The 19,677-nt window shown below is 50.8% G+C and carries 16 protein-coding genes and 3 pseudogenes; 3 read left to right on the top strand and 16 right to left on the bottom strand.

Annotation, left to right across the window (positions count from 1 at the left end; genetic code table 11):
* Window positions 1–7: 7 nt before the first annotated feature.
* Complete coding sequence (locus tag HV334_RS24940; RefSeq protein WP_003827046.1) at window positions 8–574, top strand: NADPH-dependent FMN reductase; 567 nt, start codon at window positions 8–10, stop codon at window positions 572–574.
* Window positions 575–689: 115 nt separating this feature from the next.
* Here the strand turns inward: HV334_RS24940 and adeP are convergent, their stop codons facing one another.
* Window positions 690–2,027: an adenine permease AdeP gene (adeP, locus tag HV334_RS24935; RefSeq protein WP_016155075.1), complete on the bottom strand. Its 1,338-nt coding sequence runs from the start codon at window positions 2,025–2,027 to the stop codon at window positions 690–692.
* A 167-nt stretch (window positions 2,028–2,194) separates the two neighbouring features.
* On the opposite strand from adeP, the gene yieH reads away from it, so the two are divergent.
* Window positions 2,195–2,860: a 6-phosphogluconate phosphatase gene (gene yieH, locus HV334_RS24930; protein WP_181221015.1), complete on the top strand. Its 666-nt coding sequence runs from the start codon at window positions 2,195–2,197 to the stop codon at window positions 2,858–2,860.
* An 87-nt stretch (window positions 2,861–2,947) separates the two neighbouring features.
* Here the strand turns inward: yieH and HV334_RS24925 are convergent, their stop codons facing one another.
* A complete protein-coding gene (locus HV334_RS24925) occupies window positions 2,948–3,856 on the bottom strand; it encodes a chitinase (RefSeq protein ID WP_181221014.1) in 909 nt (302 codons plus the stop codon).
* Window positions 3,857–4,077: 221 nt separating this feature from the next.
* Between HV334_RS24925 and HV334_RS25445 the strand changes: the two are divergent.
* Window positions 4,078–4,386, top strand: a pseudogene (locus HV334_RS25445) (hypothetical protein); the annotation flags it as partial.
* On the opposite strand, the gene HV334_RS24915 reads toward HV334_RS25445, so the two are convergent.
* The 14 genes and pseudogenes from HV334_RS24915 to atpG all read right to left on the bottom strand — a co-directional run bounded on the left by HV334_RS24915 (window position 4,383) and on the right by atpG (window position 19,651).
* On the bottom strand, window positions 4,383–6,467 hold the full coding sequence (locus HV334_RS24915; protein ID WP_181221012.1) for a metallophosphoesterase: 2,085 nt from the start codon (window positions 6,465–6,467) through the stop codon (window positions 4,383–4,385). The pseudogene HV334_RS25445 and the gene HV334_RS24915 sit on opposite strands and share 4 nt — an antisense overlap.
* Before the next feature lie 113 nt (window positions 6,468–6,580).
* Entirely contained in the window at window positions 6,581–7,198 is a 618-nt protein-coding gene (locus HV334_RS25440) for an oligogalacturonate-specific porin KdgM family protein (protein ID WP_249415043.1), read from the bottom strand.
* Between the two features lie 143 nt (window positions 7,199–7,341).
* Window positions 7,342–7,564, bottom strand: a pseudogene (locus HV334_RS25435) (AraC family transcriptional regulator); the annotation flags it as partial.
* 44 nt (window positions 7,565–7,608) lie between these two features.
* Window positions 7,609–7,742: pseudogene (locus tag HV334_RS25430) on the bottom strand (VRR-NUC domain-containing protein); the annotation flags it as partial.
* 63 nt (window positions 7,743–7,805) lie between these two features.
* Complete coding sequence (phoU, locus tag HV334_RS24905) at window positions 7,806–8,531, bottom strand: phosphate signaling complex protein PhoU (protein WP_047498806.1); 726 nt, start codon at window positions 8,529–8,531, stop codon at window positions 7,806–7,808.
* Between the two features lie 14 nt (window positions 8,532–8,545).
* Complete coding sequence (pstB, locus tag HV334_RS24900) at window positions 8,546–9,319, bottom strand: phosphate ABC transporter ATP-binding protein PstB (protein ID WP_003023821.1); 774 nt, start codon at window positions 9,317–9,319, stop codon at window positions 8,546–8,548.
* A 106-nt stretch (window positions 9,320–9,425) separates the two neighbouring features.
* Window positions 9,426–10,316 carry a phosphate ABC transporter permease PstA gene (gene pstA, locus HV334_RS24895; RefSeq protein ID WP_016155077.1) on the bottom strand — a complete coding sequence of 297 codons (891 nt, stop codon included), beginning with the start codon at window positions 10,314–10,316 and terminating at the stop codon, window positions 9,426–9,428.
* A complete protein-coding gene (gene pstC / locus HV334_RS24890) occupies window positions 10,316–11,275 on the bottom strand; it encodes a phosphate ABC transporter permease PstC (protein WP_016155078.1) in 960 nt (319 codons plus the stop codon). The genes pstA and pstC overlap by 1 nt, the downstream gene beginning before the upstream one ends.
* A 192-nt stretch (window positions 11,276–11,467) precedes the next feature.
* The gene (gene pstS, locus HV334_RS24885; protein WP_016155079.1) at window positions 11,468–12,508 is read right to left on the bottom strand and encodes a phosphate ABC transporter substrate-binding protein PstS; all 1,041 of its coding nucleotides are present in this window, start codon (window positions 12,506–12,508) and stop codon (window positions 11,468–11,470) included.
* Between the two features lie 333 nt (window positions 12,509–12,841).
* Window positions 12,842–14,671 (bottom strand): glutamine--fructose-6-phosphate transaminase (isomerizing), encoded by a 1,830-nt coding sequence (glmS, locus tag HV334_RS24880; RefSeq protein ID WP_049282853.1) that lies wholly within the window; start codon window positions 14,669–14,671, stop codon window positions 12,842–12,844.
* Between the two features lie 238 nt (window positions 14,672–14,909).
* Complete coding sequence (glmU, locus tag HV334_RS24875; RefSeq protein ID WP_019077996.1) at window positions 14,910–16,280, bottom strand: bifunctional UDP-N-acetylglucosamine diphosphorylase/glucosamine-1-phosphate N-acetyltransferase GlmU; 1,371 nt, start codon at window positions 16,278–16,280, stop codon at window positions 14,910–14,912.
* A 658-nt stretch (window positions 16,281–16,938) separates the two neighbouring features.
* Window positions 16,939–17,358 carry a F0F1 ATP synthase subunit epsilon gene (locus tag HV334_RS24870; protein WP_003023809.1) on the bottom strand — a complete coding sequence of 140 codons (420 nt, stop codon included), beginning with the start codon at window positions 17,356–17,358 and terminating at the stop codon, window positions 16,939–16,941.
* A gap of 20 nt (window positions 17,359–17,378) precedes the next feature.
* On the bottom strand, window positions 17,379–18,761 hold the full coding sequence (atpD, locus tag HV334_RS24865; protein WP_003023806.1) for a F0F1 ATP synthase subunit beta: 1,383 nt from the start codon (window positions 18,759–18,761) through the stop codon (window positions 17,379–17,381).
* 26 nt (window positions 18,762–18,787) lie between these two features.
* Window positions 18,788–19,651, bottom strand: a complete 864-nt coding sequence (atpG, locus tag HV334_RS24860) for a F0F1 ATP synthase subunit gamma (RefSeq protein WP_016155083.1) — start codon at window positions 19,649–19,651, stop codon at window positions 18,788–18,790.
* Window positions 19,652–19,677: the final 26 nt, after the last annotated feature.

Genomic DNA, 19,677 nt, shown 5'->3' with positions numbered 1-19,677 from the left:
AGTCACCATGTCAGAAACATTGAATGTTGTTACGTTACTGGGAAGTCTACGCAAAGGTTCGTTTAATGGAATGGTTGCCCGTACGCTGCCCAAGATTGCTCCAGCAGGAATGGAAGTCAACGCGTTGCCATCAATTGGTGATATCCCACTGTACGATGCCGACCTCCAGCAGGAAGAAGGTTTTCCGGCAAGCGTAGAAGCGCTGGCAGAGCAAATCAGGAAGGCTGACGGTGTCGTCATCGTGACACCGGAATATAACTATTCTGTGCCTGGCGGACTGAAGAACGCCATCGACTGGCTGTCCCGCCTGCCGGATCAGCCATTATCGGGTAAGCCGGTGCTGATCCAGACCAGCTCCATGGGCGCCATTGGCGGCGCGCGCTGCCAGTATCATCTGCGTCAGATCCTGGTGTTCCTCGACGCCATGGTAATGAATAAGCCGGAATTTATGGGCGGCGTGATTCAGAACAAAGTGGACCCGCAAACAGGTGAAGTGATCGACCAAAGTACGCTGGACCATCTAACCGGCCAGTTGACCGCATTTGGCGACTACATCCAGCGTGTGAAAGCCTAAAAGAAAAAGCCCGCTGGCTGCAATGCCTGGCGGGCCGTATCCGGTTATCAAATTTGCCTGATGGCGCTGCGCTTATCAGGTCTACACGCCTCGCGCAGCACCGTCTCAGCGGCAATTAATGCGCGTCGATAAACACAATCTTCAACACAAACAGCAGTGCGACAACGATGACACATGGGCTGAGATCGCGGAAACGTCCGGTACCGATTTTCATCACACAGTAGGAAATAAAGCCCAGCGCGATACCTTCGGTAATCGAGAAGCTAAACGGCATCATCACGGCGGTAATAAACGCCGGAACGGCTTCAGTCAGGTCATCCCACTTAACGCGTGACAGGCTTGATGTCATCAGGACGCCAACGTAAATCAGCGCACCCGCGGCCGCATATCCCGGTACCATTCCCGCCAGCGGCGACAGGAAGATAACCAACAGGAACAACAGGCCGACAACTACCGCGGTCAGGCCAGTACGTCCACCGACAGAAACCCCGGAAGAAGACTCGATATACGCGGTAACGGAAGAAGTACCGATAAACGCACCAGCAACTGATGACACGCTATCCACATACAGCGCCTGCTTCATGCGCGGAAACTTACCCTTCGCATCCGCCAGACCGGCTTTATCCGTGACGCCAATCAGCGTACCGGAGGAGTCGAACAGGTTGACCAGCATGAACGAGAAAATTACGCCCGCAAGACCAATGTTAAACGAACCAGCCAGATCAACATGCCCGATAACGGACATTACGCTCGGCGGCGCGGAGACGATTCCGTTGTAATGGACATCGCCCAGCATCCAACCCAGCAGCGTGGTCACAATGATAGAGATCAGTACCGCCGCATGGATGTTACGTGAAGCCAGAATCGCGATGATAAAGAAGCCCAGAATACCGAGCAGTACGCTGTGGGACGTCAGGTTGCCAATAGACACCAGGGTGTCTTGGTTGGCGACGATAACACCAGCGTTTTTCAGCCCCATCATGCCGATGAACAGACCAATACCGCTGGTGATCCCCACGCGCAAACTAACCGGGATGTTGGCAATCATCCAGTAACGTACGCGGAAAATCGTCAGTAGCAGCAGACCTACCGCGCCCCAGAAGATTGCGCCCATACCGATCTGCCATGACAGGCCCATCGCGCCAACGACCACGAAGGCGAAGAACGCATTCAGACCCATAGCAGGCGCAAGTGCGACCGGCAGGTTGGCAAACAGGCCCATCAGGATGCTACCAAATGCAGCAATCAGGCAGGTGGTCACAAAGACGGCGCTGGTATCCATGCCAGCCACGCCAAGAATTTGCGGGTTAACAAAAACGATATACACCATCGTCAGGAAGGTGGTTAAACCGGCGATCACTTCGGTCCGTGCCGTCGTGCCATGTTCGCGCAGTTTGAACACGCGTTCCAGCATCCCCTGGCCAGAAGCCTGGGTTGTGTGTTGTTGACTCATTATCAATTTCCGAACAAGGAGGGAAAATTCGTCGCTATCCTATACCAAAATGCGACAATAGGGTTGGGTTATGAGCAACTTTTTTCATTGATTTTGCTTATACGGCAACGATTGCGTCGCCCAATAATGCATTACGAAAACGTTAAACTTGTTAAAACGGAAATGACATGTCCCAGATAGAAGCCGTATTTTTTGACTGTGACGGTACACTTGTCGACAGTGAAGTGATTTGTTCTCGCGCGTATGTCAGCATGTTCCAGGCGTTCGGCATTACGCTCGATCTTGAAGAAACTTTTAAACGCTTCAAGGGGGTAAAGCTGTACGAGATCATCGACATTATCAACGAAGAGCACGGTGTCGAACTGGCAAAAGCCGAATTAGAACCGGTTTACCGCGCAGAGGTCGCACGTCTGTTCGATACGGAACTGGAGGTGATTGCCAGTGCCAATGCGCTGCTGGACAGCATGACCGTCCCTATGTGCGTGGTATCTAACGGTCCGGTCAGCAAAATGCAGCACTCGCTGGGTAAGCTGGGTATGTTGCACCATTTCCCTGATTTGCTGTTCAGCGGCTACGATATTCAACGCTGGAAACCCGATCCGGCCCTGATGTTCCATGCGGCGAAAGCGATGGACGTTAACGTTGAGAACTGCATTCTGGTTGATGACTCCAGCGCAGGTGCCCAGGCGGGGATTGCTGCAGGGATGGAAGTATTTTACTTCTGCGCCGATCCGCATAACAAACCAATCGATCATCCAAAAGTGACGACGTTTACCGATCTGGCGCAGTTGCCAGCATTGTGGAAAGCGCGGGGTTGGAATATTACGCGTTAAATAAGCAACCATCACACAATCTGCGTTCGCGGGAAAAGATAACCCCACCGAAAACAGCGGGGTTATCGTTCTTTTTCAAGTCAGCGCTTATTTGGTGAGGCCATTAACAAAATGGCTGCAATATTCCCCGGCCACACGCTGTTCCGGGTTGCTGCTGGTTGTCAGGTCAACATAGGTGTAAGACGAAGGATTGTCGCGGTTAAAATCCCAGATACCGATAAAATTCATGCCATTCTGTTTGGCAAAGGTGGCCAGCGTATCGGCATCATGAAGTTTAAACATGCTACCATCGTCATTCATACCTATCATCGGTGTAACCGCCACCGCCGAGTAGCCGCCGCTCACTGACAGAGAGGCTAACTGACTGGCGATGCTGCGGGCTGCGTCAACCGCAGATTTACCCATATCAGCACGATACTGCGCGCTGTAATAATCCATTGCCATACCGTTTACCACAAACGTTAATCCGGTATTATGCGCTTGTTTTACAATATTCACCCCAGTACTAGTTAAACCGGTTGGCATGGTGGGCAAAGTAAAGGAAATAGCGACTCCTGGATTATTTTTAGTTACCACTTTCAGCGCTTCACAAATATTACTGATATTATACTGACCATTTTCCAGATCAAAATCCAGGCCATACGCAGAATAATCATCAATAAAAGACTGGTAAATTTCAACCAATTCGAAAGTGCTAAAATAGGTTGATATATCGCTATTCACCGCGCCGCCAAAAGAAATAATAACCTTTTTACCGGCCGCATTGAGATCGTTTGCTAACGGCAATGCCCAGTCCATCGGCATGGTGTCCTGGGCAGCCCAGCATGCTTTTTTGTTCGCTGATAAAGTAATAAAACCAAATACCAGACCGTCTACCTCCCACTCTTTAGCTTCCTGAGAATAAAGCGGATTTGGACGGCCATTGGGATAATCTTGCCAGTCAGACCATTCTGCATTTACGGTGACATCTATAAACGGGGTATAAAGCGTCTTCATATTTCACCTCATTATTTTTTCATATTAATCAATAATGCCAGAAAACTATTTATCTGGTCTCTGGCTGAGGTGATGCTATATTTTCAGAAACGGATAATTTATGACGATAGTCACACCCAAATGGTTCATGATAAAAACAAATATTTAATGATAGATATTATCATAGCAATGATGATTATCTGATAAATCTGGTCAGAAGCAGATGCCGTATAAGGGGTTTGAGGGTCAATGGGCAATTCGTGGAAGTTGTCGATCTCCATACGCTGAGGATTGGCATCCGGGAGCAGCAGTTGCGCGACTGCCAGCGCAATGCGCCGTTTAGGTCGGGTTGGTGATCGGGTTGACATCAATATGCCTGGTGAGCAGTTAAAGATTACCTTTAGGTTTGATTTCAAGTCTGTATGCGTGGCCCGGTACATAAAATCGCCAGCCTTCGCCATGTGTGGTGCTTATCGCCGTGCCCATATCGTCGGTCTGGGAATGGCGTGCTAATTCTCGCCCCTGCCAATGTGGCAGGGGCGAGGTTTTAACGCGCGGAGATTTCCCCCGTTTCGCTATTCAGGTGGAAATTTCGTGAAGGGCTACCCCGCAGGTATTTATCGATAACGCTAAAAATACTGCCAAAACGCAGGCGGAAAATAGTCTCGAAATCGCTATCCGCCATCACCGCTGAAGCCTCATCTGGTAAGGACTGCGCCAACGTGCGGGTTAGCAAATGATATTCGCGTAAGCGTTGCGCGGAAATATCGCGCAGCGCCAGCTCATCGGCATTGCGCAGACGATAAAAATCCACCGCCAAATCAAAACCGTTCCAGGATGCAAACTGCTCCAGCGTCATTCCTGCATCCCGAGCTAAAGTTAGCGCTTTTTGCTGCGCCAACTGCCATGCTCCAGCATTTTTTTGCAGATAAATTTGCCCGATAGACCTGACAGGAGGCACGTCTCCTTCAGCGCACACGGCACGATCGCTGCTCATAGGTGCAGTCAGAACATCTTGCCAGGAGTTATGACTGCTCAACTGACTCAGCGTCAGCATTTCCGCACCATTCAGGCTAAAAAGCATCTGCCGAATTTCACACGGCCACTCTTCGGGAATAAAGCGCAGCCGGGTGAGCTCGGTAATATGCCAGTTAGTAAAGTCATAATAATCCTTCGCACTCAGCACCGCCTTGTTCCATAAATGCGCAGAGCCCGTCGCTTTCAGATGCTCCCACTCTTGCTGATAATGTTCAAAAAGCTCATTAAAGCGCGGGACGCTGTCCAGGGTAACGGTCTGAACATCGATTTCGCTACGGTTAGCGAAATTGAGGATTTTATACGCTGGGACGTAGGCCGCCATGGAAGGTGCCTGAATATTAAATAGCAGGCTGCCGTCAGGATATTTACGCACGCCGGTATCGTTAAAGTGCATATGTCCGCCAACGTGTACGCCAATACCTGTTTTCGCTAACGCATGGCTGGTATCCTCCTTCGGAGCCCGCTTCAACTGAAATTTACCTTTGCCAAAGATGGATTCCAGATCGCTGGCAGCGCCGTTATCAAACTCCACCATAGGGAAATGGCTAAAGGTAATCAGCGTCTTTTTCTGCTCTTTTGCTCGCATGGCAACGGACGTCATCCACGCCACGACCTGCTGCTTGTGAGTGAGCATTTTGTTGTAGCCTGCGTCACCTGAACCCGCGAAGTTTTTAGCAGACTGCGGATTCGTCAGGTCCGCATCCTCGCGCGGCACGTAAACATTCGCATCAACGGCCAGCAGCCATAGGCCTGGTATCGGCTCAACGAGATAGCTGCTGTCAGCGACGGTAAAACAGGGGCCATAATCTGGTTGTCGATATGAACCGCCTGTTCCCTGAGCACAGATTTCATACTGCCGCTGGCGGAAGTCGCTGGCTTGCTTTGCTTTGGCAAACGTATAATCCTGCTGCCCATAGGATGAATAAGGCGTTTCCCAGTAAATATCTTCAGGCTGCGGATCGATACCGAATGGGGACATCATTTTCATGATGTACTCATAACCACGGCTTACCATCTCTTCGCTACAGATGGTCGGCAGTTCCGCACCTGTTGAGATAAGCGCAGTTTTTCCCTGATAACCCGTACACTCTTTGGCGCCAAAACTAAAAATACGTTGAGTTTTCCCTCCCTGACCTAAGAAATCCTCTTCCCCATCGGGTAAATCAAAGGGTCGGTTTGGGTCATGATTACCCGGCGTTGCAAAGAATCGCATTGCATACTTTTGCTCATACTCCTTCAGCAGGGTTACTAACCCGCGAATATGCACAGACTGCCCGTCATCGCTAAAATCACCGGGAAGCGCGATCAGTTTGATCCCCTTTTTCCCGGCGTCATCCAGTGCTGCACGCAGGGCAAAGTAGTTTTCATTAAATAATCGCGTTGACGTGAGCTGAGCATACATGGTGCGAATCATCGCACGCTGCCCACTTTTGCGATTCTTTAGCCCGCTAAATGCGCCATCCTGAAATTCGCCGTACACATCATGAAAATGGATATCCGGCATAAATGCGACGCGATATTGATAATTTTCAGTAGCAGCAGCATGGCTACAGAGTAAAAACGCCGTTATTCCGGCTATGGAAATTACTCTCATTGAATATCCTTATTTTTATCAAAAAAAATAATTAGAGTTTGTAGGTAATACCTACGCGATAACGCATCTCCCAGGCATCACGATAAGTTTTGCCATCTTTCACATATGAACCATCATCCCAATTCGACGTAAGGCACCCAGGTTTTATTTCCTCTCCAGGCCACAGTCATATTATGCACACAATCTTTTTCTTTACCGCGCAATGCCGGGTAGTCAGGGCTAAGACCGTTGGGCAAGCAGCAACACAAACAATGTACATAGCGCATCCTTCTGGTCGATTCAGGCAATAAAAAAAGCACAATAGCGAGAGCGCGCATTGTGCTTTGAGAAAGGCAGATTTGGTTATTCACTACGCCGTCGCTATCGGCACCACTGGCGTGGCGACAAACCACGAGCTGATGCAGGCTGGAAATACGGAAGCTGAAAGTTAGCTCATCGCGCTTACGCGAGCACAGCAACACCTGCGGAAACTGACGATGAGCATATCTTTTCATTTCGCACGACTGTCTAAAACCAGAACAGAGAGCCTGACCTGCACAATCCCAAAGCAAGGACCATTTCTGGGTTATCAGGTTTTCGGCACAAGAGGTAGGAGTAATATCAATTTCAACCAAATCGTTGACGGAATTAAACCAGCATGAATCAGCAAGTATGACTTTAATTTTGCTGTCGATGGAGAGCAAAATTAAAGTCATGCTTTTTAATAATCGCAATATGAATGACATTAACATAAGCTCCCACGAAATAATAAAGCGAGTGTAGCGCAAAAAAAATGGCAATAACTGTGACTTATTGCACAGAGCATTAAATGTTTATTTTATTTTTCATCAAAAATCAGAACAAAAAATTCAGATATTAAATAAGAAAATATAATCTATTCTACTGCTATATGACCGCGCGACTGTCGCTGTTCCGGCGTCATGCCAATCTCACGGTTAGACATCAACGAAAAGTCGTAACTGCCTTCAAACCCATACTGCATCGCCAATCAGCCGTTCGGTATGTTGCAAGTATTGTGCGTGGCAGAGGTACAGCTGTCACAGGTAATTGTTGATGGTCATACCTATATGCTGATGAAACTGCTTGCGTAGCGCTCGCTAAACCGAGCCAGAAAAAAAGGACGATTACGACTGAACCGACCCCAGACCCCGCTTCCCTGCAGGTAAACCCATTCCTCTTCGTCGTTAAGCCAGCGGCTGAGTTCAGGATCTGTTGCGTCTCTTTTGACAGTGCGTTCCAGCCTTCGGCTACGCTACGCACCCCGCCCTCACTGAGGGCGGGGTGCGCCGGGTAACAAAGCCAACACACCAGCAACGTGACGGATGACGAGTATCTTTCTCACTCTTTCGGATCTTTGCCCGCCAGCAGCTTATCCAGCTCATCACCGCCCACGTGACGGAAGTCTTGTCCCTTCACGAAGTAGAAGATGTATTCGCAGATATTCTGGCAACGGTCACCGATACGCTCGATGGAGCGCGCGCAGAGCAGCGCGGTCAGCACGCTTGGAATGGTACGCGGATCTTCCATCATGTAGGTCATCAGCTGACGCACGATACCTTCATACTCCTGGTCGACTTTCTTATCTTCGCGATAAATACGTACCGCTTCGTCAAGATCCATACGCGCAAACGCATCCAGCACGTCATGCAGCATTTGTACGGTGTGGCGACCCAGTGATTCCAGGCTTACCAGCAACGGCTGATGCTGTTGAGAAAATTTCTCCAGCGCGGTGCGGCAAATTTTATCCGCAACGTCGCCAATACGTTCCAGCTCAGCGATCGTTTTGATAATCGCCATCACCAGACGCAAGTCACTGGCGGTCGGCTGACGCTTGGCAATGATACGCACGCAGGCCTCGTCGATCGCCACTTCCATCATATTGACGTTCTTATCGCCCTCAATGACGCGCTTCGCCAGCTCACTGTCCTGATTGTGCATGGCGGTAATCGCATCAGAAAGCTGCTGCTCGACCATGCCGCCCATGGTCATCACCTGGGTACGGATGCTTTCCAGCTCTGCATTGAACTGGCCGGAAATATGTTTATTAAGGTTAAGATTATCCACAACAAGCTCCTGAATCAGCCGTAACGACCGGTGATGTAGTCTTCAGTTTGTTTCTTCGCGGGCTTGGTGAACAGATCGTCCGTGTTACTGAACTCAATCAACTCGCCCAGGTACATAAATGCCGTGTGATCGGAACAACGCGCAGCCTGCTGCATGTTGTGGGTAACGATAACGACGGTGTAATCCTCTTTCAGCTCAGTGATCAGCTCTTCGATACGCCCGGTAGAAATAGGGTCGAGCGCTGAACACGGCTCATCAAGCAGAAGCACTTCCGGGCGAATGGCGATCCCACGCGCAATACACAGACGCTGCTGCTGACCACCGGAGAGAGAGTACCCGCTCTGGTGTAATTTATCTTTGGTTTCGTTCCACAGCGCGGCCTTGGTCAATGCCCACTGCACACGCTCGTCCATATCCGCACGAGAGAGTTTCTCAAACAGACGCACGCCAAAAGCGATGTTGTCGTAGATGGACATCGGGAACGGCGTCGGCTTCTGGAATACCATGCCCACTTTGGCACGCAGCAGAGCGATATCCTGAGTGTTGGTGAGAATATTGTCGCCATCCAGCAGGATTTCGCCTTCCGCACGCTGTTCCGGATACAGTTCAAACATTTTATTGAACGTACGCAGCAGCGTCGATTTACCACAGCCTGACGGCCCGATAAACGCCGTTACCTGGTTTTTGGCAATATCCAGGTTGATGTTCTTCAGGGCATGGAACTTGCCATAGTAGAAGTTCAAATCACGAACCTGAATCTTACCCGGGGCAGTATCAACCATACTCATTTCAATCTTTTCCTCATCATGCCTGATGGCGCGCAGCTTTCAGGCCTACAAATGTCTTCAATCGTAGGCCGGATAAGGCGTTTACGCCGCCATCCGGCACTTCGTCTTAACCGTGTTTCTTCTTCGCGAAAATGACGCGCGCCAGAATGTTCAGCAGCAGTACGCACAGAGTAATAATCAGTACCCCGGCCCAGGCCAGTTGCTGCCACTCAGCAAACGGGCTCATCGCAAACTTAAAGATAGTGACCGGCAGGTTGGCGATAGGCTGCATCATGTCGGTGCTCCAGAACTGATTGGAGAGCGACGTAAACAGCAGCGGAGCCGTTTCACCTGCGATACGTGCAATAGCCAGTAAAACGCCTGTAATGATGCCTGAGACAGAGGCCTTCAGGGTGATCGCAGAAATCATCTTCCATTTCGGCGTACCCAGCGCATAGGCGGCTTCACGCAGGCTATCCGGTACCAGCTTGAGCATGTTCTCCGTGGTACGAATAACAATGGGCACCTGCAGCAGCGCCAGCGCGATAACGCCCGCCCAGCCGGAAAAGTGCTCCATTTTTGCTACCACGATGGTGTAAACGAACAGACCGACCACGATTGATGGCGCAGAAAGCAGGATGTCGTTGATAAAGCGGATCACCTCAGCCAGCCAAGACTTACGTCCGTACTCAGCCAGGTAGATGCCCGCCATAATACCAAGCGGTGTACCAAACACGGTCGCCCACAGAATTAACAGTCCGCTACCGGCCAGGGCATTCGCCAGACCACCACCAGCCGTATTCGGCGGAGGTGTCATTTCGGTGAACAGCGCCAGTGACATACCGTCAATACCGCGGGTGATCGTGGACATCAGGATCCAGATAAGCCAGAACAGACCGAATGCCATGGTCGCCATAGAGAGCGTCAGCGCGATGCGGTTCTTCAGACGACGACGCGCCTGCATTTTACGGCGGGATTCCGCAAGCGCAGCGGTGTTTTGCATTTCAAGCGTAGCCATTAGCGTGCCCCCTCGTTCTTCGCAAGGCGCATGATCATGAACTTAGACGCCGCCAGCACGATGAAGGTAATCACAAACAGAATCAGGCCCAGTTCCATCAACGCGGCAACGTGCAGTCCTGATTCCGCTTCGGCAAATTCATTCGCCAGCGCAGAAGTAATACTGTTGCCCGGCATGTACAGCGAGGCACTATCGAGTTGGTAGGTGTTACCGATGATGAACGTCACCGCCATGGTTTCACCCAGCGCGCGGCCCAGACCGAGCATCACGCCGCCGATCACGCCGTTTTTGGTGAACGGCAGGACGATGCGCCAGATAACTTCCCAGGTAGTACAACCGATGCCGTAGGCTGACTCTTTCATCAGCACCGGCGTTTGTTCGAACACATCGCGCATAACCGCCGCAATGTACGGGATGATCATGATGGCGAGGATCACGCCAGCGGCCAGAATACCGATACCAAACGCCGGACCCGCAAACAGCGCGCCAACAAACGGAATGTTGGAAAGGATGTTCCCGACCGGCTCCTGGAAGTAAGTCGCAAACAGCGGGGCAAAGATAAACAGGCCCCACATGCCGTACACGATACTCGGAATTGCCGCCAGCAATTCAATAGCGATACCCAGCGGGCGACGCAGCCAGCCAGGAGCAAGTTCAGTCAGGAATAAGGCAATGCCAAAACTCACCGGAACGGCGATCAGCAGTGCTATAAGCGAGGTGACCAGCGTACCGTAAATCGGTACTAATGCACCGTAGATATCGTTTGGCGCATCCCATTCTTTAGTCCACAGAAAGGAGAAGCCAAATTTCTGAATGCTTGGCCAGGAGGAGATAACCAGAGAGACAATAATGCCACCCAACATCAATAGCACAATCAGCGCAGCCAGTTTTACCAGCGCGCTGAATATCATGTCACCTTTTTTACCCGGTGGGTTCAAAGCAGGCTTGGTTGCAGCCATAAATCACTCTTTAAGTTTGGGCCAGGAAGCACGCATTTTATCGTGCTTCCCGGCTAACGTAATGCCATACCCTAAATAATTCGAGTTGCAGCAAGGCGGCAAGCTTGTGAATACCCAGGAGCATAGATTCACTATGTGACTGGGGTGAACAAGCACAGCCAACACAGCTGCGGCTCGAAGTATGACGGGTATTTAGTACAGCGCTTTACCGCTGCTGTCCTTCACGTTGGTCTTCCATGCAGCACGAATCTGCTCAACCACGCTGTCCGGCAGGCTGGCGTAATCCAGGTCATTAGCCTGTTTGCCACCATTTTTGTACGCCCAATCGAAGAACTTCAGCACTTCAGCGCCCTGCTCAGGTTTCTTCTGCTCTTTATGCACCAGGATGAAGGTGGTGGAAGTGATCGGCCACGCATCGTCACCTTTCTGGTTAGTCAGATCCTGGGCGAAGGTTTTGCTCCAGTCAGCGCCTTTTGCAGCGTTGGCAAAGTTTTCTTCGGTCGGACTTACCGGTTTGCCATCAGCAGAGACCAGCTTGGTGTACGCCAGGTTGTTCTGCTTAGCGTAAGCGTACTCAACGTAGCCGATAGAACCCGGCAGACGCTGTACGAACGCAGCGATACCGTCGTTACCTTTACCGCCCAGACCGGTCGGCCAGTTAACGGTAGAGCCGGAACCAATTTTAGATTTCCACTCTTCGTTCACTTTCGCCAGGTAGCTGGTGAAAACGAATGAAGTACCGGAACCGTCAGCACGACGCACAACGGCGATATTCTGAGAAGGCAGCTTCAGACCCGGGTTCAGTTTGGTGATGGCTTCATCATCCCACTTCTTAATTTTACCGAGGTAGATGTCGCCCAGCGTTTTACCGTCCAGCACCAGTTCGCCGGATTTCAGGCCAGGGATGTTCACCGCCAGCACCACACCACCGATAACCGTCGGGAACTGGAACAGGCCTTCTTGCGCCAGTTTCTCGTCAGACAACGGTGCGTCAGAGGCGCCGAAATCAACGGTATTGGCCGTAATTTGTTTTACACCACCGGAGGAGCCGATACCCTGGTAGTTTACTTTGCTACCGGTCTCTTTCTGATAGGTATCTGCCCATTTGGCATACACTGGCGCAGGGAAGGTTGCACCTGCACCTGTCAGGCTCGCTGCTGCAAACGCAGAAAACGCGCTCATGGATAAGGTCGCGGCGACAACAGTTGCGACAGTGGTACGCATAACTTTCATAATGTCTCCTGCACGGTTTTCGTAAATCGTTGTTTGAGTTGCTACTGTGAGCAAAATAGGACAAACAGGTGACAGTTAAATGTACGAAATATGACAGTTTTATGACAATGAAAAACTTGGGAAGTTTTTTATCTAAAAATACATTTAAAACAGAATGTTAATCACCATCATGACAATAACATTTCGCTGAAATTTTCTTTTTATGACACTGAAAACAGTAGTTGAAGATGACGGTTTGTCACATAAAACAGGCGGGATAATTGATTAAAAACAGAACAAGCTAAAAAAATGCCCCGCTTGCAGCAGGGCATTTTCAGTTCAGTTAAGTGCGGATTACTCTACGGTAACCGACTTTGCCAGGTTACGCGGCTGGTCCACGTCGGTGCCTTTAATCAGCGCCACGTGATACGCCAGCAGTTGCAACGGAACGGTGTAGAAGATCGGTGCAATCACCTCTTCCACATGCGGCATCTCAATGATGTGCATGTTTTCGCTGCTGGTAAAGCCAGCATCCTGGTCCGCAAAGACGTACAACTGACCGCCACGAGCGCGAACTTCTTCAATGTTGGATTTCAGTTTTTCCAACAGTTCGTTGTTCGGCGCAACTACGATAACCGGCATATCGGCATCAATCAGCGCCAGCGGACCGTGTTTCAGTTCGCCTGCAGCATAAGCTTCAGCGTGAATATAAGAGATCTCTTTCAGCTTCAGCGCGCCTTCCAGCGCAATCGGGTACTGATCGCCACGGCCCAGGAACAGCGCATGGTGTTTGTCTGAGAAACCTTCCGCCAGAGCGGCAATGCGTTTGTCCTGAGACAGCATCTGCTCAATACGGCTCGGCAGTGCCTGCAGACCATGAACGATCTCCTGCTCGATAGACGCATCCAGACCTTTCAGACGAGACAGTTTCGCCACCAGCATCAGCAGAACGGTCAGTTGGGTGGTAAATGCTTTCGTCGAGGCCACACCGATTTCGGTACCGGCATTGGTCATCATCGCCAGGTCGGATTCGCGCACCAGAGAAGATCCCGGTACGTTACAAATAGCCAGCGAGCCCAGATAGCCCAGCTCTTTAGATAAGCGCAGACCTGCCAGGGTATCCGCCGTTTCACCGGACTGGGAAAGGGTAATCATCAGGCTGTTACGACGCACGGCGGATTTGCGATAGCGGAACTCGGAAGCGATTTCGACATCACAAGGAATACCAGCCAGCGATTCAAACCAGTAGCGGGACACCATACCGGAGTTGTAGGACGTACCGCAGGCGATAATCTGGATATGCTCAACCTGAGACAGCAACTCGTTGGCACGTGAACCCAGCTCGCTTAAATCCACTTCACCGTGACTAATGCGCCCGGTCAGCGTATTTTTAATTGCGTTCGGCTGTTCGTAGATCTCTTTCTGCATGTAGTGGCGATAAATACCTTTTTCGCCCGCGTCATACTGCAGATTCGATTCGATATCCTGACGCTTCACTTGTGCGCCAGACTTGTCGAAAATAGAGACCGAACGACGGGTCACTTCTGCGATGTCACCTTCTTCCAGGAAGATAAAGCGACGGGTTACCGGCAGCAGCGCCAGCTGATCGGAAGCGATAAAGTTTTCCCCCATCCCCAGACCAATCACCAGCGGGCTACCTGAACGGGCCGCCAGCAGCGTTTCCGGGTTACGGGTATCCATGATCACCGTGCCATAGGCACCGCGCAACTGTGGAATAGTACGCAGTACGGCTTCACGCAGCGTACCACCCTGTTCCAGTTCCCAATGCACCAGGTGAGCAATCACTTCGGTGTCGGTTTCAGAAACAAAGGTGTAACCACGGGTTTTCAGTAGTTCACGCAGAGGTTCATGGTTTTCAATGATGCCGTTATGCACCACAATAATGTGTTCAGAAACATGGGGATGCGCGTTCGCTTCTGAAGGTTCACCGTGTGTCGCCCAACGGGTATGAGCGATACCTGTACCACCATGCAGCGGATGTTCTTCCGCAGCAGCAGTCAGCATCTGCACTTTACCCAGACGACGCAGACGGGTCATGTTGCCTTCAGCATCGACAACGGCCAGACCAGCAGAGTCATAACCACGATATTCCAGACGACGTAAACCTTCGAGAAGGATTTCAGCTACATCACGCTGCGCGATAGCGCCAACAATTCCACACATATTTTTTGATTCCGAATTTAGGCATTTGCCTGTCGTTGTCGCTGACCTGTATTTGCCCTTTCCGGGCGCCCCGAGCCTTGTAGAGAGTGGGGTTATTTTTATGGTACTGCTTGTTGAGCGGAGGATTATGTTATCCCCTCATCTCTTGTCTGCCTGATGGCGCTTACGCTTATCAGGCCTACAGAACGTCACCGCACGTAGGACGGATAAGGCAAAGCCGCCATCCGGCAAAAATCACTTACTTCTTCTTCACCGGACGCTGCCAGCCCTGTTTATGGACCTGAGGTACACGGCTTAATACCAGTTCGTTATCGGCGACATTACGCGTTACGGTAGTGCCAGCAGCGATGGTGGCACCTTTACCCACGGTGACAGGCGCCACCAACTGAGTATCTGAACCCACAAACACATCATCACCAATAATGGTTTTAAACTTATTGGCACCATCGTAGTTGCAGGTAATCGTACCCGCGCCGATATTCACGTTATCGCCGATTTCCGCATCGCCCAGATAGGTCAGATGACCGGCTTTAGAACCTTTACCCAGACGCGCTTTTTTCATTTCGACGAAGTTACCCACGTGCGCGCCTTCCTGCAGCTCAGCACCCGGGCGCAGACGCGCGAATGGGCCGATGGTGCAAGCGGCTTCCAGATGGGCATCTTCCACCACACTGTATGGGCTAAGCTCACAACCTTCACCAATCACGCTGTTTTTGATGATACAGCCAGCACCAATCTTGACGCGATCACCAACGGTTACGTTACCTTCAATGATAACGTTAGTATCAATTTCAACATCGCGCCCGTGAATAAGCGTACCGCGAAGATCAAAACGTGCAGGATCGCGCAGCATCACGCCCGCCAGCAACAGTTTCTCTGCTTGCTCAGACTGATAAACACGCTCCAGACGGGATAACTGAAGACGGTTATTCACCCCTTCTGTTTCGCTAATACGTGCCGGATGTACCGCAGCAATTTCGCGTCCTTCCTGATACGCCATCGCAATGATATCGGTGATGTAGTATTCACCCTGCGCGTTGTTATTGGTGAGTTTGGACAGCCAGCGCTTCATATCCGCGCCATTGGCAATCAGAATACCGGTGTTGATTTCCTGGATTTGGCGCTGCTCGTCAGTTGCATCTTTATGCTCGACGATACCGGTGACGTTACCGTTCTCACGCGTAATACGCCCATAGCCGGATGGATCATCCAGTTTTACCGTTAACAGGCCGATGCCGCCCTGCGGTTTAGCATCACGCAGGCTACGTAAGGTATCGGTAGAGATCAGCGGCACATCGCCATAGAGCATTAAAATGTCTTCGTCATCACCAAAGAATGGCGCTGCCTGCTGCATTGCATGGCCGGTCCCCAACTGCTCTGCCTGCAGAATCCAGTTTAGATTGCCATCTTTCAGCGTCTGCTTAAGCAAATCACCACCGTGCCCGTAGACCAGATGTACGTGAGTCGCACCTAATTCATTAGCGGCATCAATGACATGCTGAACCATCGGCTTTCCTGCGAGGGTATGCAGCACTTTAGGGAGATCGGAATACATACGCGTGCCTTTGCCTGCGGCAAGGATCACGACGCTCATAGCATTATTCAACATACACGTCCTGACTGTAATTTGAGAACGAATTTATACCGTTTCACATTGAAAATACTACATTTTTTTCATCGTGAAATGGACCGAAGATAAAACGTTCAATCGGGGAAATTTCCCCTCTGATAACTCTCTATTTTCGTCTATTTCGGCGTCTTTTGTCTCCCAAAAACCAGGAGTCTGCTCTTATTAAAGCCTAGGTTAATGTTTTTGCTATTTTTTTACTGCATGAATAAAGAGTTACAAAAGAAAAGTATAATTTTATTAATGTGATTCAGCGAGAAGCAGAAAAATACTGTTTTAAAAGGGAAGAGGACAAACGATAAAGCGGAGGAGGGGGATTTAATAACAGCTGGCGCGTGCTGATAACCGTATGAAGCATCGCGCCACAGAGCAGGTTGGGAAGACTAAACTTCCATGCTGCTGAAAAGGGCGATGATTTTATTAATCAGTTTCATGTTGGTATCCTGTTTTTATCTGAGTTAATTATGTGACACACATCACACAAAAAAGAGTCTACGCCTCATTTTTTAACCGATCAATATTTTTGTGACACAAATCACAAAATAATAAAACAGCTTTTTAGTTCCACTTTCACTGAAACAAAACCATAAAAAAAGCCAGCCTGGCAACCAGACTGGCTTTTGTGCTTTTCAAGCCGGTGTTACATCGCTTTTTTGGTCAACTCGATAACGCGCAGTTTCGCGATCGCTTTGGCCAGTTCCGCAGATGCCTGAGCGTAATCCACGTCACCATGAGAGCTCTTAATGTGCTCTTCAGCCTTACGCTTCGCTTCCAGGGCTCTCGCTTCATCGAGATCCTGTCCGCGAATCGCGGTATCAGCCAGAACGGTCACGCTGCCAGGCTGCACTTCGAGAATGCCGCCAGACAGATAGATAAACTCTTCATGACCGAACTGTTTAACGATGCGGATCATACCAGGCTTAATGGCGGTGAGCAGCGGTGCGTGACCCGGGAAAATACCCAGTTCACCTTCACTACCCGTTACCTGGATTTTTTCGACCAGACCAGAGAACATTTGCTGCTCTGCGCTGACGACGTCCAGGTGGTAAGTCATTGCCATATCACCCTCCGATTAAGGCGTTAAAGTTTTTTGGCTTTTTCCACGGCTTCGTCGATAGAACCAACCATGTAGAACGCCTGCTCTGGCAGGTGGTCGTATTCGCCTTCCATGATGCCTTTAAAGCCACGGATGGTGTCTTTCAGGGATACGTATTTACCCGGAGAACCGGTGAATACTTCCGCAACGAAGAACGGCTGGGACAGGAAGCGCTGAATTTTACGTGCGCGTGCTACCACCAGTTTGTCTTCTTCAGACAGTTCATCCATACCCAGGATGGCGATGATGTCTTTCAGTTCCTGATAACGCTGCAGCAGAGACTGTACGCCACGCGCGGTGTCGTAGTGTTCCTGACCAACAACCAGCGGATCCAGCTGACGGCTGGTGGAGTCCAGCGGGTCAACTGCCGGGTAGATACCCAGAGAGGCGATCTGACGGCTCAGTACCACGGTTGCATCTAAGTGAGCAAAGGTGGTTGCTGGGGATGGGTCAGTCAAGTCATCCGCAGGTACGTATACCGCCTGAACGGAGGTGATAGAACCGGTTTTGGTAGAGGTGATACGTTCCTGAAGAACACCCATCTCTTCCGCCAGGGTCGGCTGGTAGCCTACCGCTGATGGCATACGACCCAGCAGTGCGGATACTTCTGTACCGGCCAGGGTGTAACGATAGATGTTATCAACGAACAGCAGAACGTCACGACCTTCGTCACGGAACTTCTCTGCCATGGTCAGACCGGTCAGAGCAACGCGCAGACGGTTTCCCGGCGGCTCGTTCATCTGGCCATATACCAGGGATACTTTGTCCAGAACGTTGGAGTCGGTCATTTCGTGGTAGAAGTCGTTACCCTCACGAGTACGTTCACCCACGCCCGCAAACACGGAGTAACCGGAGTGTTCGATCGCGATGTTACGGATCAGCTCCATCATGTTTACGGTTTTACCTACACCCGCACCACCGAACAGACCAACTTTACCGCCCTTAGCGAACGGACACATCAGGTCGATAACTTTAATGCCGGTTTCCAGCAGTTCCTGAGAGCTGGACAGCTCTTCATAGGAAGGTGCCGCGCGGTGGATAGCCCAACGCTCTTCTTCACCGATATCGCCTTTCATGTCGATCGGGTGACCCAGGACGTTCATGATACGACCCAGAGTTGCTTTACCTACCGGGACTTCGATCGGGTGCTCGAGATCTTTAACTTCCAGACCACGACGCAGACCGTCGGAAGAACCCATGGCGATGGTACGTACGATACCGCCGCCGAGCTGCTGCTGAACTTCCAGCACCAGGCTCTCTTTACCATTCATAACCTCAAGAGCATCGTACACGCGCGGTACGGCATCCTGAGGGAATTCGACGTCAACCACGGCGCCGATTACCTGGACAATTTTTCCAGTAGCCATCTTGAATCCTCTACGAATTAACCTGGTTATACCGCGGATGCACCACCGACGATTTCGGTGAGTTCCTGAGTAATGCTGGCCTGACGAGCTTTGTTGTATACCAACTGCAGCTCTTTAATCAGGCTGCCGCCATTGTCGGTCGCGGCTTTCATCGCCACCATACGTGCGGCCTGCTCGCTGGCCAGGTTTTCTACCACGCCCTGATAAACCTGAGACTCGACATAACGACGCAGCAGGGTATCCAGCAGCGCTTTCGGGTCTGGCTCATACAGGTAATCCCAGGATTTACGCTTCAATTCATCATCATCTGATGCCGGCAGAGGCAGCAGTTGGGTGATGGTTGGCGTCTGAGACATGGTGTTAATAAATTTGTTGCTGACAACGTACAGTCTGTCCAGACGACCTTCATCGTAGGCCTGCAGCATCACTTTAACCGGACCGATCAGTTCGGACAGGGAAGGGTTATCCCCCATACCGGTTACCTGAGCAATCACATTACCGCCAACGGAGTTAAAGAAAGACACGCCCTTAGAGCCGATCATTGCGATATCGCACTGAACGCCTTTATCGGACCATGCTTTCATATCCGCCAGCAGCTTTTTGAACAGGTTAATGTTCAAGCCACCGCACAGACCACGGTCGGTCGACACCACCAGGTAGCCCACGCGCTTAACGTCGCGTTCTTCCAGGTAAGGGTGCTTATATTCCAGATTACCATTCGCAAGGTGACCAATCACTTTGCGCATGGTCTCTGCATAAGGACGGCTGGCCGCCATGCGATCCTGCGATTTACGCATTTTGGAAGCGGCGACCATCTCCATCGCTTTAGTGATCTTCTGCGTGTTCTGGACGCTTGCGATCTTACTACGTATCTCTTTTGCGCCGGCCATGAGCTTCTCCTCAATGCCTTGCGGTC

Source organism: Citrobacter sp. RHBSTW-00944 (genome assembly GCF_013615435.1).
Taxonomy (GTDB): Bacteria; Pseudomonadota; Gammaproteobacteria; order Enterobacterales; family Enterobacteriaceae; genus Citrobacter; species Citrobacter braakii.
This window is presented reverse-complemented; position numbering and strand designations above follow the sequence as displayed.

Excerpts from the sequence above, each read along its gene's own strand:
- HV334_RS24940 (WP_003827046.1), top strand. The coding sequence starts at position 8 with ATGTCAGAAACATTGAATGTTGTTACGTTACTGGGAAGTCTACGCAAA.
- adeP (WP_016155075.1), bottom strand. The coding sequence starts at position 2,027 with ATGAGTCAACAACACACAACCCAGGCTTCTGGCCAGGGGATGCTGGAA.
- yieH (WP_181221015.1), top strand. The coding sequence starts at position 2,195 with ATGTCCCAGATAGAAGCCGTATTTTTTGACTGTGACGGTACACTTGTC.
- HV334_RS24925 (WP_181221014.1), bottom strand. The coding sequence starts at position 3,856 with ATGAAGACGCTTTATACCCCGTTTATAGATGTCACCGTAAATGCAGAA.
- HV334_RS24915 (WP_181221012.1), bottom strand. The coding sequence starts at position 6,467 with ATGAGAGTAATTTCCATAGCCGGAATAACGGCGTTTTTACTCTGTAGC.
- HV334_RS25440 (WP_249415043.1), bottom strand. The coding sequence starts at position 7,198 with ATGTTAATGTCATTCATATTGCGATTATTAAAAAGCATGACTTTAATT.
- pstB (WP_003023821.1), bottom strand. The coding sequence starts at position 9,319 with ATGAGTATGGTTGATACTGCCCCGGGTAAGATTCAGGTTCGTGATTTG.
- pstA (WP_016155077.1), bottom strand. The coding sequence starts at position 10,316 with ATGGCTACGCTTGAAATGCAAAACACCGCTGCGCTTGCGGAATCCCGC.
- pstC (WP_016155078.1), bottom strand. The coding sequence starts at position 11,275 with ATGGCTGCAACCAAGCCTGCTTTGAACCCACCGGGTAAAAAAGGTGAC.
- pstS (WP_016155079.1), bottom strand. The coding sequence starts at position 12,508 with ATGAAAGTTATGCGTACCACTGTCGCAACTGTTGTCGCCGCGACCTTA.
- glmS (WP_049282853.1), bottom strand. The coding sequence starts at position 14,671 with ATGTGTGGAATTGTTGGCGCTATCGCGCAGCGTGATGTAGCTGAAATC.
- glmU (WP_019077996.1), bottom strand. The coding sequence starts at position 16,280 with ATGTTGAATAATGCTATGAGCGTCGTGATCCTTGCCGCAGGCAAAGGC.
- HV334_RS24870 (WP_003023809.1), bottom strand. The coding sequence starts at position 17,358 with ATGGCAATGACTTACCACCTGGACGTCGTCAGCGCAGAGCAGCAAATG.
- atpD (WP_003023806.1), bottom strand. The coding sequence starts at position 18,761 with ATGGCTACTGGAAAAATTGTCCAGGTAATCGGCGCCGTGGTTGACGTC.
- atpG (WP_016155083.1), bottom strand. The coding sequence starts at position 19,651 with ATGGCCGGCGCAAAAGAGATACGTAGTAAGATCGCAAGCGTCCAGAAC.